The following is a 17,042-nucleotide window of genomic DNA, read 5'->3' as shown; positions in this document are numbered from 1 at the left end:
CGTTCCGGCTCTGTTCCTCCCCGGCCCAGCACCGGTCCGAACCCGCGGCACCCCCACAGATCGTCATATGACCACCTCTTACAGCACAATTCTCGCCCGCCCCGGTGCGCGCGCCTTCTCCAGCGCCGGTCTCATCGCCCGATTCCCCATGTCAATGGTGGGGATCTCCACGATCCTCGCCGTGGAGGATCTCTACGGATCCTACACGGCTGCGGGGCTGGTCAGCGCCGCGAACTTCGTGGCGCTGGCGGTCGGCGCGCCAGTTCTGGCCCGGTGCGTGGACCGGTACGGTCAGTCGCGAGTCATGCTGCCGGCCCTCATCGTATCGTCGATGAGCCTGGCCGGGCTGGCCGTTGCCGCCACTGCGCACGCGAACCTGGCGGTCCTGGCGGTCCTGGCCGCGCTGGCCGGAGGCCTGGCGGGCTCCATGGGTTCGCTGGTAAGGGCGCGCTGGACCGCGATACTCACTCGCCCCGAGGACATCCATGCGGCCTTCTCCCTGGAGGCCGCTCTTGACGAGATCGCCTTCATCCTCGGTCCGGTGCTGGCCACGTCCCTGTGCACGACATCAGCCCTCCCGGTGTCCTCGGGTTGGATGACCTGCCTGGTGATGCAGATGGTCGGTGGGCTGTGGTTCCTCAGCCAACGCGCCACCGAGCCCGTCCCCCATCCTCGCCGGCCGCAGCACGCAGCCGAGAACGCTGAGGAGGCTGAGGAAGCCGAGGAGACCGCCTGGGACTCGGCGCGCGAGACGGCGGGCCGGCGACCGGTTCTGCGCTACGGCGCCGTCACCGCCGTCATCGCCGTCTTCCTACTCTTGGGAGTGATGTTCGGGGCCAACGACGTCGCCGCGGTCGCCTTCGCCACCCAGGCCGGGCACAAGTCGGCCTCAGGACTCGTGCTGGCCGTCTGGGGGGTGGGGTCCTTCGCAGCGGCCCTCGTCTACGGCTCGCGCACGTGGGGCTGGCCGCTGTGGAAGCAGCTCCTGGCCGGAATGGTGGCACTGGCCATGGGCACCTCATCCTTCTCCCTGGCCCCGAATCTCGTGGTCCTATCGGTCCTGGCCCTCATGACCGGGCTGGCCATCGCCCCGACCCTGACCAGCGGCAACAACATCGTGCAGGTGACAGTCGCCCCCTCCCAGCTCACTGAGGGGCTGGCCTGGGTGAGTACCGCGCTCAATGTGGGGGTCTCAGTCGGGTCCCTGCTCGCGGGACAGGCCGTGGACGCCGACGGCGCACGCGCCGGCTACCTGACGGTGGCCGCCTTCGCCTGGACCACCGTCCTGGCCGGGATCGTAAGCCTGCCCGCTCTGCGGCGTGCACGGACCTCCCACCCCTTGGGTGACCGCTGACAATCCTTCACTTCGGACGGATTCCCAACGGCTTATGTGTTTCTTCTACACTCGGCACAATGTCGACAGCAGGGAATCCACAAAACGAGCCCCTCTCTGCGAGTCCGGGCTCCGTCACCGAGGAGCGGGAGGATCAGGCATCCACGCCTCGACTCTCACGCTTGGCGTCAGCAGCACGTGATGTCGCGAAGGTACCAGCCGTCGCCATCCTCGGGTGGCTGGCGCTGCTGGTTCCCGCCTACCGCTCCCTGGTGGACGAGAGCGGCCGGTGGGTCTTCAAACTGGACTCCTTCGTCTACTACGAGGCGGTCCGTCAGTGGCTCGACGGCGGAGACCTCTACCACTGGTACGCCAATCCTCCCCAGTCGCTGTGGCCCTTCACCTACACGCCTCTGGCGGCCTGGATCATCTCCCCCCTGACCCGGCTCTCGTATCAGTCGGCCACGGTGCTGCTGGTCATAGCCACCCCACTGTGTACCGCTGTGGCGACGCACGTGGTCCTCAGACGCTCAGGGGTCGGGCCCCGGACGTCGCACAGCCTGGCGCCGTGGATCGCGCTGATCGGAGTGATCGCGCTGGAGCCCTTCCCCAAGACGATGGAGTACGGACAGGTCAACGCCATCCTCATGGCGCTGGTCGCCGTCGATCTGCTCGCGATTCCCGTTCACTCCAAGTGGCGAGGCGCCCTCAGTGGTCTGGCCGCCGCGATCAAGCTGACACCGGCGGTGGCGATCTTGGTGCTCCTGGTGCGCCACGAGTGGCGGGCCGCCGCCACCATGGTGGGCAGCGCCGTCGGGCTGACGATCCTGGCCGGACTGTTCGCCCCCACCGAGACCCGGCAGTTCTTCACCTGGGCCATGTGGGACCCGGGACGTGCCGGCTTCGCCGACTACTCGGGCAACCAGAACCTCAAGGGCGCCATCGCCCGGGCGCTGCCGGAGTCGACCTGGAACCCGACCTGGGCGGTCTGCTCGCTGCTGACGGTGGTCGCGGCATGGTTCCTGTGCCGCCGACTGGATCGGCTGCGGGAAGCCGACGACAACGCCGGTGACATCGGCCCGATCCTGACTCTCCAGGTCAGCGTGGTCATGGTGCTGGGTCTGCTCATCTCCCCCATCTCCTGGTCGCATCACTGGGTGTGGTGCCTGCCGACGCTCATGTCGGTGGGGGCTGCCGCCTGGCGCTGGCGCTCCATGGTCCTCGGGGTCGCCGGGATCGCCGGGATCGCCGTATTCGTCCTGGCGATGCAGTGGTGGTTCCCCGAGCAGAATCACGTCGAACAGGGCTGGCCGGCCTGGGCAAAGTTCGTGGGATCGAGTTACAGCTGGTGGGCCCTGGGCTGCGGAGGCACCTTGTGGTGGGCCTCCGGCCGGCGCCTGGCGGCCTCAAACAGTCGCGCCGGCGGGTGACACAACCACTGCGACGGGGAGTGGGGATGGCTGTCCTTGTCGAGCCTGTTGGTACTGCACGAGATCCCGGGGCCACTGCCCGGTACATGGGTGTGGCGCGTTCGCACGGAACTGGGTGCCCTGTCACGACCCCACCGCCCCAACTCCGCATCCACACGCCTATTGACGCCATCTCGTCCCAGAGGTCCCCTCACCCCCACGCCTCTCAGGACGCACCTTCACATCGGCTCCCCGGATTCGGCCCGTCATCTAGGATCGAGGGGTGCCCCTTTCCGATATCGCCCGCGCCGTCGAGGACCAGTTCCACCGTGACTCCGTCCCCGTCCTCAGGCGCCAGGGCTGGCGCCCCCGCGTCATCCCCTACGACGGCTACGGCACCAGCGCCTCGGCTCACTCAGAGCCATCAGCCCCAACAGACCTGTCGGGGTCGGCGTCGGAGCAGCAACACGGATCGATCCCGGCGCGAACCAGGGCCGTCGGCGACCCGGGCACCGCCCCCGCATCCCGCGCAGCCTCCCCGGGGATCTCCCCGCCCACGTCCATGGCCCGGGTGCTGGCCCGCATGGTGATGCGCCCCCAGGACGCTCCGGCCGAGGGACCATTGTTCCGCTCCCTGCCGAGCCCCCTCCCGGTGAGCGCCGCCCAGGCCCGTGACTTCGCCCTGACCGGTCTGCTCGACGCCCAGCGCGGCTGGCGCCTGTTCATCGAGGTGCCGATGGCCTTCCTTCCAGTGACCGTCCACGTGGGCCGCGCCAGCGTACGCACGCGGGCCGACCGCAGCGGCTACATCGACGTCGTCGTGCGTGATCACGGGCTGGAGCCGGGCTGGCACGAGGCCAGGATCGAGGCGATGGGAGCAGAGACCGTTGCCTCCAAGGTCCTCATCATTCCCGAGGGTCCGCGCCTGGGCATCATCTCCGACATCGACGACACCGCCATGGTCACGCACGTGCCCCGTGTACTCGTGGCCGCCTGGAACCAGCTCGTCAAGTACTCCTCGGCGCGCGAGCCCGTCCCCGGGATGGCCGAGCTCTACTCGCGCATCCTGGCCGCCCATCCGGGCACGCCGATGATGTATCTGTCCACTGGCGCATGGAACGTGGTACCCACCCTGCGCTCCTTCCTCTCTCGGCACGGATTCCCGTCGGGACCCGCGCTCATGACCGACTGGGGGCCGACCAACACCGGCTGGTTCCGCTCGGGCATCGAGCACAAGCGCACCGAGCTGCGCCGCCTCATGATCGACCTGCCCCAGATCACCTGGGTCCTCTTCGGCGACGACGGCCAGCACGACCCACTCATCTACGGCGAGGCCGCCCGCCACCACGCCGACCGGATCGCCGCCGTCGCCATCCGTCGTCTGACCGCCACCCAGCAGATGCTCGCCGGCAGACTGACCGTGCACCCCATGGGCACTGGCCCCGAGGCCCGCACTCTGGCCGAGGCCGACGTACCCGTCGTCGTAGGGGCCGACGGCCACGAACTGGCCCGGCGCCTGCCCCGCGAACTGTTGAAGCCAGCACCGCGCCGCTAGAGGGCAGCCGACCGTCGCCGACGTCCGCAGACGGTAGCAGAAGAGCTCACGACGGCACCTGCGACCCAGCACTGAACCCCCGTCGAACCATGAGCCCCATGGTGCGGTCGCGCGAACCGGGCTGAGTCACTCAGCACCGTGGCAAGTCTCGCAAGCTGCCGGAGCGGCATGTCTCACATCTCCATCTCCATCCCGAGCGATCCACGGCAACGCGCACCTTCACACAAGCCACCACTGCTTCACAGAAGTATCACAGGCTCACCGAACGAGGACGACAGGTCCTGGTAGTTGCCTGGTTCCAACACAGAGGAGGATGCCCTCGTTCCCACACCCACAAACAGAAGGAAGCACATGTCCACCTTCGCTGCGAGCCCCTCGACCGGCTCAACCGACTCAGCCGTCTCACCGACCCGCTCAACGCACGACTTTGTGAAGAACCCAACCGTCTCAACAGAATCGGCGCCGTCAACCGCCGCATCACTACGGCGTCACGCGATCCTGGCAGACCTGAGTCTGCTGCAGGTGGCGACCCTCGTGGGTACCGGACTGCTGGTGGCGCTCGGCGTAGTCCTGGGCGGGCGCTCCTACATCACCACTGTCTCACCCGAGGGTCTGATCAGCTCCCAACCGAGCACCCACGGCAGTGCCGAGAAGCCGACCACTTCCTCCGACGGTTCCTCGCCAGTGGCCCTGTGACGCCGAACGCGTCCCGAATATGACGCTGAGGGCGATCACGACGTCGAGGAGGGGCTCTCACGGCGACCGCCCCGGTTCGGGGCCGGTATGGTGATGACGCATCAACCAGCGCTTCCTTCAGCTCAGGAGACAGATATGGCCGGCAAGATCCCCTTCATCCTCGGACTCGGCGCAGGTTACGTGCTCGGGACCCGCGCGGGGCGCGCTCAGTACGAGCGCATCAAGTCCGCCGCTCTGAAGGTCGCCGAGCAGCCCTTCGTACGCACCCGGGTCGATGCCGCCTCCAGCCATGTCAAGCAGGCCGTGCGCACCCAGGGCGAGGCCGTCACCGAGAAGGTCGCCGACGCCGTCAAGGAGCGGCTGTTCGGGACGCCGTCGACCAAGGACAGCGACCGGTCCCAGCCCGTCGACGCCGGTGAGGCAGAACTACGCCCGGTCACCCCGGTCAACAACGAGGCCGGCTGAAGCCGAACCGGACCGGAACCCACGAACGCGGGCCATGAGGCGTTGCCGGCGCACCTGAGGGACCATGGGCTGTTCCGGGCGCTCCCTGGCCGAGTCCCGGAGTGCGTCCGTGCCGACAGCCGGAGGAGTCACGGTGAGGCATTCCCCTCCCCGTGACAGCAGCCCCTGAAGTCCTCGGCATTGCGGGCATCGTGGGTGCTGCCGGGCTCCGCGCGACTCGTGGTTCCGACCGGATTCCTACCGGTGTCTGCGGCTCGCCGGCCCCGGCCACGCCAAACGGGGGTCTTGAGCGGCGCCATCATGAGCGCCCGGCGCCAGCCGACCAAGGCGCCCGATCCGCTGCGACGCCCGGCTCGGCGCCGTTCCCGGTCAGCGATGACCGGCAGCCGCCAGGAGCGCCAGTAGGCCAGTAGACACAGGCCCGCGCCGACGGCGGTCGACGCCAGCATGGCATACGCATCGGCCATCCCCATCCGCACGGCCAGTACCTGGGTGCCGGCAGCAATGAGCGCCGGGATCGCGTAGAGCTTGTTGCCCCCGAAGACCGCCGGTGTCTCCCCCACCGCGACATCGCGGATCATGGAACCGCCGATCGCCGTGAGACACCCCAGCAGGAGGGCTGGCATGACACCGAGCCCGTGGGTCAGCGCCTTGGAGGCGCCAGTGGCGGCCCAACAGCCCAGGATGACGGCGTCGGCCACCACGAGCAGGCGCCGGGTGGGGCGCGAGGTCAGGGGCACGAACCAGGCCACGGTGGCCCCAAGGCAGGCGGTGTAGAGGTAGTAGGGGTCGGTCAGGGCGAAGGGCGGGCCGGCCTGGATCATGACGTCGCGCAGGATGCCGCCGGCTGTGGCCGTGAGCATGGCAAGGACGACGAAGCCCACCAGGTCGAAGTTCTTGCGCCGGGCGATGAGCCCACCCAGGATCCCGTTGAGCAGGACCCCGCACAGGTCCAGTACTCGGAAGGTGTCGGTGAGGGAGGCCGGCAGGTGAAGCGCAAGGGATGAGTCGTTCAGCACCTCGATCCCTACCTTTCACTGACACGCGCAGCTCCTGCGCCCCGTTGCCGACCTAGGTACCTGCCCGACTGCCGGCGTCGTGCGCCGCCTGGGCCCACGATAGCCCACGGGCCCGACTTCCTGACCCGCCACTGGCACGTTGCGGCGACACGAAACCTCAGGTGGTCAGAGCGCCCCGGCCCGGGCGATGATCGGGGGGTGCCCTCACGTTACGTTCCGCCCAAGGACCTGAGCTCTTACGCGTGGCTCTCCATCGGCGCAGCCTTGGGCACAATCACACTCAAGGGGGCGGCGGCCTGGATGACCGGCTCGGTGGGTCTGCTCTCCGACGCCGCAGAGTCCGTGGTCAACCTGGTGGCGGCGGTCGTGGCGCTCATCGTCCTGAAGATCGCGGTCAAGCCGGCCGACGCCGACCACCAGTTCGGGCATTCCAAGGCCGAGTACTTCTCGGCCGTCGTCGAGGGCGTCATGATCTTCGTGGCGGCCGCCTTCATCATCATCTCCGCCATCGGGCGCCTCATTGACCCGCGGATGCCCGAGCAGTTGGGGATAGGCCTGGCGGTCTCGATGGTCGCCTCGCTCATCAACGGGGCGGCGGCGTGGGTCCTCTACCGGGCGGGGCGCCGCGAGCGCTCCTTGACCCTCGTTGCGGACGCCAAGCACCTGGCCACCGACGTCGTCACCTCCGCCGCGGTCCTGGTGGGGGTCGTCCTGGTGGCGATCTTCGACTCGGCCGTGCTCGACGCAGTCGTCGCCCTGGGAGCCGGGTTCAACATCATGTGGACCGGCTTCACCCTCATCCGCGAGTCAGTGGGCGGGCTCATGGACATCGCTCCCTCCGCCGAGGTGCTGAACACGGTCGAACGGGTTCTGGCGCGCCGCCGCAGGGAGGGCATGATCGACTTTCACGCGGTTCGGGTGCGTGAGGCCGGCAACCGGCGCTTCATGGAGCTCCACGTGCTGGTTCCCGCCGCCTGGAGCGTCAAGAAGGGGCACGACTTCACCGAGCAGGTCATCGACGAGCTGGTCGACGCCGACGCGAGCCTGCGCATCTCGGCGCACCTGGAGCCGATCGAGGACCCCAAGTCCTACGAGGACCTCGAGGATATCTGAGGACATCTGACGTCAACTCGGTTTTCATCAACGTCCCGACATGTCAGACTCGGCCCCATGAACGCAATGAGGCTCACCGGCTCAGCACCGTCGCTGCGCCAGCACGCAATCACCGCCCCCACTCCCAGCTGGCGCCGGCCTGACCACGTCGTCCTGGAGACCTGCGTCGAGGACGTCGAGGGTGTGAGGATCTCCGCCCGCACCGGGGCCGACCGGGCCGAGCTGGGCGACAACCTCACCGCCGCCGGCACCACTCCCTCGATCGGCACCATCGAGGCCGCGATCTTCGCCGCCGCCGAGCAGGTGGAGCAGCGTCGGGCCCAGGCCGGCGCCCACTGGGCGGACAAGCCCGAGGCCGCCGCCCCCTTCGGTCTGCGGGTCCTCATCCGTCCCCGTGGCGGCTCCTTCGTCTACGACGCCGATGAGGGCCGGGCCATGATCGCCGACGTGCGGCGCATCGCCTCTCTGGCCCTGGAGATGGCCGAGTTCACCCGCCCCCAGGCCACCGGCGGAGGGCGGGGGGAGCTGCCGCCGGCCGTGGACCTGGGCTTCGTCGTCGGCGCCCTGACCGAGGACGGCACGGTCGACCGCGGCCTGGTGCGCCTGTTGGTCGACATGGCCAGTGGCGCCCCGGTCACCTTCCACCGGGCCTTCGACCACTGCCGCGATACCGTCGAGGCCTACGGTGACCTGGAGGGGCTCGGCGTGCGCTACGTGCTGACCAGCGGCGCGGCACAGACCGCGGCCGACGGCGCCTCGGTGATCGCGGGACTGGTGGCCAGCGGTGGGCCGACCGTGGTCGCGGCCGGGGCCGTGCGCCCTCACAGCCTGGTCGACCTGGTGAAGTCCACGGGCGTGCGCGAGGTCCACATGCGCTGTCCGCGCGAAGGCATGACCCCCGACGAGCCTCAGCGCACCGACGAGGCGCTGGTGCGGCGCGCCGTCGAGGTGGTCCGCGCAGTTCCGCTTCCCGAGTAGCCAGTCCAGCACCGCCCTGCCGCCCGATCCTGAGCGGAGGACGCCACCTGGCCCGTTCCGGAGCGGCGTACGACGTCGCAGCCCCCTGGCCCGGACGCAAGCCTCGGGTCAGGGCCTCCCCTCCATCTCAGCAGCCACCACCCGCCGTCGAGGAAATCTCATTGCTTCGTGGGCATCCACAATTATCTGCCTGATCGGCGACCTCGACGGTCCCTTCACGCTGGAAGCGCAATCGTGACAACGGCACCTCTCAGCCCCGTGACCTTCCCCCGTTTTCTGTCTTAGGTTGGCCCCATGAGCGACGTCCGTATCGGCACCCCCCGCGGGATCACTTTAGCCGGTACCCTCCACCTGCCTGCGGGGGCGGCCCCGCTCGATCTGGAGGTTCTCACGACGCCGGCTCACACCGCCCAGCCCCCGCAGGTGCGAGCCGAGGGAGTGGTCCTTCTGGCGCACGACTTCCTCACCGACCGCCATGGCCAGAACGGCCGTCTGGACAGAATCGGCGCCCACTACCGCGAAGCGGGCCTGGCCACGCTCAGCCTGGACTTCTCCGGCCTGGGCGAGTCCGACGATGACGTCATCACCCTGGCGGGAGAGGCCGAGGACCTGCGTGCGGCCTCCAGTTGGCTGACCGGCTTGGGATTCACACGGCAGATGATTCACGCCAACGGCTTCGGGGCGACGGCCGCGCTCCTGGCCCGCCCCGAGCAGGTGCGCACAGCCGTCCTCGTAGGCGCCATCGTGGGCCCGCAGTCGATCCTGTGGGAGGAGATCTTCTCCCCCGAGCAGCTCGACGAGCTCGCCCAGCACGGACTGACGCGCCTGGTGGATGACAACCCCAACTCGCGCGAGTGGAATGTCCTGTCCAAGGAGACCCTGGCGGACTTCTCCATGCAGGAACCGAACCGGACCCTGGCGGACCTGCCCTGGCCGGTGCTCATGGTGCACGGGGTGCTGTCCAATGAGCTGCCAGGTACCGCCGAGGCCACGGCTGAGGGCTTCCCACTGCTGCCCGACTCCAGCCAGATGGTCCATGTCCACGCCGAGTCCCTGGACCAGGCCCAGGAGGAGGTCGCCCGCCTCAGCCTGGAGTGGGCCCGCCGCCGACTGCGCTGAGTTCACCCGCACCAATAAAGAACTCGTGGACGACACGGAGCCGTGTCGTCCACGAGTTCTTTATCGAGACTGACGTCTTCACCTACCGGCGAGCTGGACGACGACGGCGCGGTGGTCCGTCCCGGGGACGGTGACCACTCTGCCGTTACTCCCCCGCCAAGCACCATCATCGACCAGGACGTGATCGATGGTGGTACCGAGCCACCTGGTACCGGTGGCAGTGGGCCAGGTGGCCAGGCCCCCGACACCGGCCTGCTCCCCGGCGCTCGCGCACCCTCCCAGGTCTTGCAACGGGGCATGGTCTCGGGTGGCGTCGAGGTCGCCGGCCACGATGAGCCCAGCGGGCGGGTGACTGCACAGTGAAGCCACACCCGCCACCGAGCTCCTCCACCAAGCCATGGCCCCCGACACCGGTGGGTAGGTATGGACACCCACGATGACTGGCCCGTCCCCGTCAGCCGGTTCGAGACGGACCGCACCGAAACCGGTATCGGTGGGTCCCTGCACCTGACGGTACTCGCCCAGACGCGAGGAGAGGAGGACGGTCGTGGAGTGGACCGGGTCCGATTCGAGGCCGACCCCCCGCTCGGCCAGGTCGGACGGCATCCCACTGGCCGAGAAGACCGCGAAGGTCTCCCCGTCCTTGGCCGCAGACGAAGCCTTGAGGGCCTCAGCCACGTGCTGTCCGTAGCGCTGTGTCGTCTCCGGCAGGACCACGACGTCCACCCCGGCATCGTCCGCCAGCCCGGCAACCGTCTCAACATCGACACCCTCCCGTGCGGTGTTGAGGTTCAGGACGCCGACGGCACCGGCGTGATCAGCCGCGACAGGGCTCTCCCACACGCCTCGGGCCAGCAGAACACCGCCGTGGGCTCCGGCCACCAGGAGAAGGACCATGCCGACCACCCCGGTGCGCAAGCCCGCCCTGCGTACTCCCTCCCCCGACTGCACAGCCCGCCGGCGCGCTCGCCACCACAGCCCGCCGGCGACCGCAAGGAACACGGCACCCGCAAGCACCGCCCCCAGTGCCAGCAGCGAGCGCATCGCGATGAGCTGGACGAGGACGAGGGCCGTCGTCGGTGGGAACAAGCTCGCCAGAGCCAGGGTGATGAGAACACCGGCGGGAACCCACCGCAGGATCTGTCGAGGACGGCTCACGGCCCCACTCAACCAGAAACCACCCTCGCCCACCAGTTCCCAGGAGCTCCAGGAGCCGGTCAGGAACCCACCGGAAACCAAGGTCGTGCGCACCCTCAGCCTCCCGGGCGGGCAGAAGGGCGCATATGAGGAACAATAGGTCCCCTATGAAGCAGGGAGAACAGAACGACAGCCGACGCAGCACTCCGGGCGGAGGCTGCAAGCGGGATCGACTGGATCGGCAGTCGGGCCGCAACCGTCACAGGCGCTCGGGAAAGCGTCGCAGCGCCTGGAAGGGCTACTCCCCCGAGCGACTCGCCGCCCGCGCCGCCGCCGTCCCGGTCATCGTCTACCCCGAGGAGCTGCCGGTCAGCGCCCGCCGCGAGGAGATCGCCGCCGCCATCGCCGAGCACCAGGTCGTCATCGTCGCCGGCGAGACCGGCAGCGGCAAGACCACCCAGCTGCCCAAGATCTGCCTGGAGCTGGGCAGGGGCGTGACCGGGATGATCGGCCACACCCAGCCGCGACGCATCGCCGCGCGCAGCGTGGCCGAGCGCATCGCCTCCGAGCTGGGCACCCCGATCGGGTCGGGCGGCATCGTCGGCTACCAGGTGCGCTTCACCGAGGAGGTCGGCGAGAACACTCTGGTCAAGCTCATGACCGACGGCATCCTGCTGGCGGAGATCCAGTCCGACCCCCAGCTGCGCCGCTACGACACGATCATCGTGGACGAGGCCCACGAGCGCAGCCTCAACATCGACTTCATCCTGGGCTACCTGGCGCGTCTGCTGCCCCAGCGCCCGGACCTCAAGGTCATCATCACCTCGGCCACCATCGACTCCGAGCGCTTCGCCGAGCACTTCGGCCGCGAGCAGATCGGCGACCGGGAGCGGCCCTTCACCGTTCCCGCCCCGGTCATCGAGGTCTCCGGACGCACCTACCCCGTTGAGGTGCGCTACCGTCCCCTGGCTCCCGACGACGTCGAACCGGCCTCCGTCGACGCCGTCGCCCCATCAGTCGACACCTCATCCGAGATCCGGCCCGGCCCAGCAGGGCCCGGTGAGCTGAGCGAGGCCGAGCTGGAGGCCCTGACCTCCCCCGATCCGGCGGTGCGCGCCGCAGCCCGGGTCCGCCGCCAGGCCATCCGCTCCAACACCGGGTCCACTTCACTGGCTCCCCGGAACCAGGGCGTTCGCGGCAAGGGCCGGGGGCGGGCCGGCTCCGCGGCCGCCGAGTCCGGGGAGCCCAAGGACCAGGTGACCGGGATCCTCGACGCCGTCGATGAGCTCCTGGGCGAGCCCAGCGGCGACATCCTCATCTTCCTGGCCGGTGAGCGCGATATCCGTGACACCGAGTCGGCCCTCATCGACCATCTGGGGGCGCGCTACACGCCCGACGGCCGCTCGCGCACACCGGGCGCCATCGAGGTCGTCCCCCTGTACTCACGCCTGAGCGCCGCCGAGCAGCACCGGGTCTTCGAGGCCCATCAAGTCCGCCGCATCGTCCTGGCCACGAACGTGGCCGAGACCTCCCTGACGGTTCCCGGGATCCGCTACGTCATCGACCCGGGCCTGGCGCGCATCTCCCGCTATTCCAACCGCACCAAGGTCCAGCGCCTGCCGATCGAGCCGGTCAGCCGGGCCAGCGCCAACCAGCGGGCGGGCCGCTGCGGGCGCGTGGCCGACGGCATCGCGATCCGCCTGTACTCGCAAGGAGACTTCGAGGCGCGCCCGGAGTACACCGAGCCGGAGATCCTGCGTACCTCGCTGGCCAGCGTCATCCTGCAGATGGCTGCCCTGGGGCTGGGGGCGGTGGAGGACTTCCCCTTCCTGGACGCCCCCGACTCCCGCCAGGTCCGCTCCGGCCTGCAGCTGCTTACGGAGATCGGCGCGATTGAGCCGGCCGGGGCCGCTTCCACCCGGTCCGACGACGATCTCGGGCGGGGCCGCCGGGGACCGCGCCTGACGGGGATCGGGCGGCGACTGGCGCGCCTGCCGATCGACCCGCGCCTTGGGCGCATGCTCCTGGAGGCCGGAGAGCTGGGCTGCGTCGGGGAGGTCATGGTCATCGTGGCGGCCCTGTCCATCCAGGACGTGCGCGAACGCCCGGCGGACAAGCAGGAGGCCTCCGACGCCCTGCACCGGCGCTTCGCCGACCCGACGAGCGACTTCCTGACCTACTTGAACCTGTGGCGCTACCTGCGCACGCAGAGCCGCGAGCTGTCGGGCTCGGCCTTCCGGCGCATGTGCCGCGCCGAGTTCCTGCACTACCTGCGGGTGCGCGAGTGGCAGGATGTTCACGCCCAGCTGCGTCAGCTGGCACGCCCCCTGGGTCTGGATGCCGCCCCGGTGGAGCTACCGACGTCTCGTTCAATCCGGGCGGCCACCGATGCCCTGGAGCCGGGCAGCCACGCGGCCCAGATCGCCAACGGAGGCGTGGCGGCCGCCGTCGTCGCCCTGGGGCACAGCGCGGACACGCCCGACGCCGACGCGATCCACCGCTCACTGCTGGTGGGCCTGCTGTCCAACGTGGGTAACTGGGACGAGCGGCGCCGGGAGTACGCCGGCGCGCGCGGGACCCGCTTCACGATCTGGCCGGGCTCGGGGCTGCGCCGCAAGACCTACGACTGGGTGATGACCGCCGAGCTGGTGGAGACCTCCCGGCTCTTCGCCCGGACCGTGGCCAAGGTGGACTCCCGGTGGATCGAGCAGGTGGCGGACCGGGCCGGCCTGACCCGCCACGTCTTCGGCGAGCCCTACTGGTCGACCCGCCAGGGGGCGGCCATGGTCCACGAGAAGGTGCTGCTCTACGGGATGACGCTGGTGGCGGACCGGTCGGCGACGCTGGCGAGCGTGGGGACGGACTCGGCCAGGGAGGTGGCCCGGGAGATGTTCATCCGCTCGGGACTGGTGGAGGGCGGCTGGCACGCCCGGCACGGCTTCGTGGAGCGCAACCGGGCACTGATCGAGGAGCTCCAGGACGTGGAGCGGCGTCGGCGCGAGCACGGTCTGCTGGCCGACGACACCGCCCTGTTCGATTTCTACGATGACCGCGTCCCCGAGGAGGTGATCTCGGCGGCGGCCTTCGACGCCTGGTGGAAGGAGCAACGGCACACGAACCCGGATCTTCTGGACTTCACCCGAGAGCTGCTGCTGCCCGGCGGGGGCGACGCGAGCGGTTTCCCGGACACGTGGGTGCAGGGCGATCTGACCCTGGGCCTGGACTACGTGTTCGAGCCGGGCCACCCCGAGGACGGGGTCGGCGTCCAGGTGCCGGTGGAGGTGCTGGGGAGGCTCAGCCCGGAGGGTTTCGACTGGCTGGTGCCGGGTATGCGCGCCGAGCTGTGCGTGGCCACGATCCGGGCGCTGCCCAAGCGGGTGCGCCGCCAGCTGGTGCCGGCCCCGGACGTGGGTGCCCAGGTGTGGGCGCAGATCGCGCAGGAGTTCCCGACACCGCCAGGAGCGAGCTGCCCGGAGGTGCCCTTCGAGGAGGCCTTCAGCCGGGTGGTGCTCCGGCTCAAGGGCGTGGAGATCACGGAGGCGGACTGGGCCGAGGCGGCCGAGCGGCTGCCGGATCACCTGACGATGGGCTTCGCGGCCCTGGATGCCCGGGGCCGGGTCATCGGTCGCGGCCGGGACCTGGTCTCGCTCCAGCAGCGGCTGTCGGGAAGGACTGAGGCCGCTGTGCGCTCGGCGGTGCGCGGCGCACTGGCCCAGGCGATGGCCGAGGCCCAGGAGCGCCAGGACGCACAGGACGGAAGGTCCGGCCGCAAAGGCCGCAAGAAGAAGGGCGGGCGACCGGCTGGCGCCCAGCGTCACGACGGCGCCGCTGGGACCGCAGGGGTGGCGGGGGCCTCCGAGGCCGGTGCCGGTCTGGAGGAGCGCAAGGGCCTGACTAACTGGCCCAGTGGTGTGCCGGGCCTTGGCGACCCGGATGGCTCGACGATCCCGGCCTCGGTGGAGTCGGCGGGCCGGGCCGGCCTGATAGTGCGCGGTTACCCGGCCCTGGTGGCGGCCTCAACCAGGAGTGCGGACTTGCGGATCCTGCCCGACGCCGTCGCCCAGCTGGGTGCTCATGGCGCCGGAGTCACGGCGCTGGCCCTGGCCCGCACGGCGCTGGCCACGGCCCGAGTGACGAGCCGGTGGAGTGCGCAGGAGTCGCTCATTCTGGCAGCCGGCCCCTACAGGAGTACTGAGGCACTGGTGGAGGACGTTCAGACGGCCGCCGCTCGGATCGTGGCCAGGCGTTGGGCGGCGTCGGCCTCCGGCTGCGCGCTGGCGGAGGTGCGCAGGCGGGAGGTCTTCGAGGCGCTGGTCGGTGTCATGCGCGATGAGCTTGAGGACGAGGTCTACGGGGTGGCCCGGTATGCGGCCGCGGCGCTCAAGGCGGCCCGGGAGGTGGAGCGCGTGGTGGGTGAGCACACCTCCCTGACGCTGCTGAACACGCTCCAGGAGGTGCGCGAGCACGCGGCGTCCCTCATCCTCGACGGCTTCATCACTGCCACACCCCCGGAGTATCTGGCGCACCTGGAGCGCTACCTGAGGGCGTTGGTGATGCGGGTGGAGAAGGCGGCCTCGGCGCCGTCGGCCACCTCCCAGGACGCGGCCCTGGCCTTCCAGGTCTCCCAGGCCCAGGAGGTGGTGGACAAGGCCCGCGCCAAGGCGACCTCCCTGCCGACCGATCCGCAGCGTGAGGCCCTGCTGGAGGAGGCGCGTTGGATGGTGGAGGAGCTGAGGGTCAGCCTGTTCGCCCAGACGCTGGGCACGAGCCGCAAGGTGAGCCTCCAGCGCATCACCAAGCTCTGCGCCCAGATCGTCTGACATCCCGGTCCGCTCACCTCATGAGCCCCGTCCCCGCGCGGACGCTCCCATGGAGCCCCAAGGCCGAGGCCCAGGTACCGCCCGCGAGCCCTCGGATGCGTCCACGTGCTTCAGTCCCCTCCAAGAGGCCGCCGTGCGGTGACGGCTCATCATCCCAGAAGATGACGTCTCCTCCCTCAGAGGGGTACCTCGGTACTACCCACAATCACCCATCGGGACGATCACACCGGGATCCGGCGTCTCTAGTCTGAAGTCATTCAGGAAGAACGACCGTCACGAGGAACCCCGAGGACCGACTCCCCATGACCGCAGCGATGACCACAACGCCGGCACCCGCCACGGGCATCAACCGTTTCGAGGCGCTGAAGCAGAACGCCCTTGCCTTCCACCAGCCCAGCACTACGCATCAGCGAGCGCTGGAGGCCTCCATCTGGCCGACCCGGCCGCGTATAGCCGGCAAGCAGTCCTTCCCCGGCGCGGTCAGCGCCGAGTGGCTCAAGATCCGTACCCTGGCCTCCACGTGGTTCACCTCGGCCATCACGATCGCCGTCATGGTCCTGTTCGGTGCGGGCCTGTCCATCGGTTACGCCGGTTCCCCCGAACGGGCCGACACCGCCAAGGACGCGATCTCCTCGGGCTCCACCCTGGGTATGATCGTCGTCGCCGTTCTGGGAGCGCTGGTGGTCACCGGCGAGTACGCCTCGGGCCAGATCCGCTCCTCGGTGGTGGCCGTTCCCCGCCGCGGCCGTCTTTTCGCGGCGAAGGCCCTCGTCGTCGCGGCCTTCGCCTTCATGCTCGGGCTCATCTCCGTGGCACTGTGCTACGCGGTCTCCTACCCGTTCATGAAGGGCCACGCGGGCTCCCTCACCGACTCCCACTACCTCGGGATGTTCTGGGGAACCGGGCTGTCCTTCGCAATCATCGCCCTCATGGCTCTGGGGCTGGGCTACCTCGCTCGTTCGACGGCGGGCGCCATCACCGTAGTGGTCTCGTTGCTGTTCGTGGTTCCCATCCCACTCCAGCTCATGGCCAACCGCTGGGACTGGGCGGCCAAGGCCATGGGTCTGCTGCCCCACACGGTGTCCACCGCCGTCACCGACCCCTTCTGCCTGACCAACGAGTGGGGCCAGGCCGGGACCGCCGCCTTCCTCCAGCACTGGCAGGCCGTCGCCGTCTTCACCACCTGGGCCATCGTCCCGCTGACAATCGCCGCGGTCGTCTTCACCCGCCGCGACGCCTGAGCCACCGGTTCACGCGCCCCATCAGACCCTTTCTCCGGTTCCACACAGTCGGGGCCCCCCCCCCCCCCCCCGGGGGGGGGGGCCGGCCGGCGGTCGGATGAGACCGCGGGCTGGCGGGCGCCGGCGGGGGCCCCCCCGCCGGGCGCCGCCAGGGGGG

The 17,042-nt window shown here is 69.8% G+C and carries 12 protein-coding genes; 10 read left to right on the top strand and 2 right to left on the bottom strand.

Annotated features, from left to right (window positions below; translation table 11 throughout):
• The first annotated feature begins 67 nt into the window (after window positions 1-67).
• From RWR81_RS04180 to RWR81_RS04160, 5 genes are all read left to right on the top strand, one after another.
• Window positions 68-1,354: an MFS transporter gene (locus tag RWR81_RS04180; RefSeq protein ID WP_314454856.1), complete on the top strand. Its 1,287-nt coding sequence runs from the start codon at window positions 68-70 to the stop codon at window positions 1,352-1,354.
• 161 nt (window positions 1,355-1,515) lie between these two features.
• Complete coding sequence (locus RWR81_RS04175) at window positions 1,516-2,763, top strand: glycosyltransferase 87 family protein (RefSeq protein ID WP_314454853.1); 1,248 nt, start codon at window positions 1,516-1,518, stop codon at window positions 2,761-2,763.
• 262 nt (window positions 2,764-3,025) lie between these two features.
• Window positions 3,026-4,297 carry a phosphatase domain-containing protein gene (locus RWR81_RS04170; protein WP_314454849.1) on the top strand — a complete coding sequence of 424 codons (1,272 nt, stop codon included), beginning with the start codon at window positions 3,026-3,028 and terminating at the stop codon, window positions 4,295-4,297.
• 351 nt (window positions 4,298-4,648) lie between these two features.
• Window positions 4,649-4,993 carry a hypothetical protein gene (locus RWR81_RS04165; RefSeq protein ID WP_314454846.1) on the top strand — a complete coding sequence of 115 codons (345 nt, stop codon included), beginning with the start codon at window positions 4,649-4,651 and terminating at the stop codon, window positions 4,991-4,993.
• Between the two features lie 135 nt (window positions 4,994-5,128).
• Window positions 5,129-5,458 carry a YtxH domain-containing protein gene (locus RWR81_RS04160; protein ID WP_314454842.1) on the top strand — a complete coding sequence of 110 codons (330 nt, stop codon included), beginning with the start codon at window positions 5,129-5,131 and terminating at the stop codon, window positions 5,456-5,458.
• A gap of 128 nt (window positions 5,459-5,586) precedes the next feature.
• On the opposite strand, the gene RWR81_RS04155 is transcribed toward RWR81_RS04160, so the two are convergent.
• Window positions 5,587-6,477: a trimeric intracellular cation channel family protein gene (locus RWR81_RS04155; RefSeq protein WP_314454839.1), complete on the bottom strand. Its 891-nt coding sequence runs from the start codon at window positions 6,475-6,477 to the stop codon at window positions 5,587-5,589.
• 198 nt (window positions 6,478-6,675) lie between these two features.
• Here RWR81_RS04155 and RWR81_RS04150 point away from each other — a divergent pair, with 198 nt between their 5' ends.
• The 3 genes from RWR81_RS04150 (at window position 6,676) to RWR81_RS04140 (ending at window position 9,687) form a co-directional block, all read left to right on the top strand.
• The gene (locus tag RWR81_RS04150) at window positions 6,676-7,590 is read left to right on the top strand and encodes a cation diffusion facilitator family transporter (protein ID WP_314454836.1); all 915 of its coding nucleotides are present in this window, start codon (window positions 6,676-6,678) and stop codon (window positions 7,588-7,590) included.
• Between the two features lie 66 nt (window positions 7,591-7,656).
• Complete coding sequence (locus RWR81_RS04145; protein ID WP_314454984.1) at window positions 7,657-8,568, top strand: copper homeostasis protein CutC; 912 nt, start codon at window positions 7,657-7,659, stop codon at window positions 8,566-8,568.
• Between the two features lie 294 nt (window positions 8,569-8,862).
• Window positions 8,863-9,687: an alpha/beta hydrolase gene (locus tag RWR81_RS04140; RefSeq protein ID WP_314454833.1), complete on the top strand. Its 825-nt coding sequence runs from the start codon at window positions 8,863-8,865 to the stop codon at window positions 9,685-9,687.
• A 78-nt stretch (window positions 9,688-9,765) separates the two neighbouring features.
• Here RWR81_RS04140 and RWR81_RS04135 read toward each other — a convergent pair whose 3' ends face one another.
• Window positions 9,766-10,938: an endonuclease/exonuclease/phosphatase family protein gene (locus RWR81_RS04135; RefSeq protein ID WP_314454830.1), complete on the bottom strand. Its 1,173-nt coding sequence runs from the start codon at window positions 10,936-10,938 to the stop codon at window positions 9,766-9,768.
• Window positions 10,939-10,991: 53 nt separating this feature from the next.
• On the opposite strand from RWR81_RS04135, the gene RWR81_RS04130 reads away from it, so the two are divergent.
• Window positions 10,992-15,644 carry a DUF3418 domain-containing protein gene (locus tag RWR81_RS04130; protein ID WP_314454827.1) on the top strand — a complete coding sequence of 1,551 codons (4,653 nt, stop codon included), beginning with the start codon at window positions 10,992-10,994 and terminating at the stop codon, window positions 15,642-15,644.
• A 302-nt stretch (window positions 15,645-15,946) separates the two neighbouring features.
• A complete protein-coding gene (locus tag RWR81_RS04125; protein ID WP_314454823.1) occupies window positions 15,947-16,885 on the top strand; it encodes an ABC transporter permease subunit in 939 nt (312 codons plus the stop codon).
• Window positions 16,886-17,042: the final 157 nt, after the last annotated feature.

The sequence above is a fragment of the uncultured Actinomyces sp. genome (assembly GCF_963526355.1).
In the GTDB taxonomy this organism is placed as follows: domain Bacteria; phylum Actinomycetota; class Actinomycetes; order Actinomycetales; family Actinomycetaceae; genus Actinomyces.
Note: the sequence above shows the minus strand (reverse complement) of the source record. Positions and strands in the feature narration are given on the sequence as shown.

Excerpts from the sequence above, each read along its gene's own strand:
- RWR81_RS04165 (WP_314454846.1), top strand. The coding sequence starts at position 4,649 with ATGTCCACCTTCGCTGCGAGCCCCTCGACCGGCTCAACCGACTCAGCC.
- RWR81_RS04180 (WP_314454856.1), top strand. The coding sequence starts at position 68 with ATGACCACCTCTTACAGCACAATTCTCGCCCGCCCCGGTGCGCGCGCC.
- RWR81_RS04130 (WP_314454827.1), top strand. The coding sequence starts at position 10,992 with ATGAAGCAGGGAGAACAGAACGACAGCCGACGCAGCACTCCGGGCGGA.
- RWR81_RS04160 (WP_314454842.1), top strand. The coding sequence starts at position 5,129 with ATGGCCGGCAAGATCCCCTTCATCCTCGGACTCGGCGCAGGTTACGTG.
- RWR81_RS04140 (WP_314454833.1), top strand. The coding sequence starts at position 8,863 with ATGAGCGACGTCCGTATCGGCACCCCCCGCGGGATCACTTTAGCCGGT.
- RWR81_RS04125 (WP_314454823.1), top strand. The coding sequence starts at position 15,947 with ATGACCGCAGCGATGACCACAACGCCGGCACCCGCCACGGGCATCAAC.
- RWR81_RS04145 (WP_314454984.1), top strand. The coding sequence starts at position 7,657 with ATGAGGCTCACCGGCTCAGCACCGTCGCTGCGCCAGCACGCAATCACC.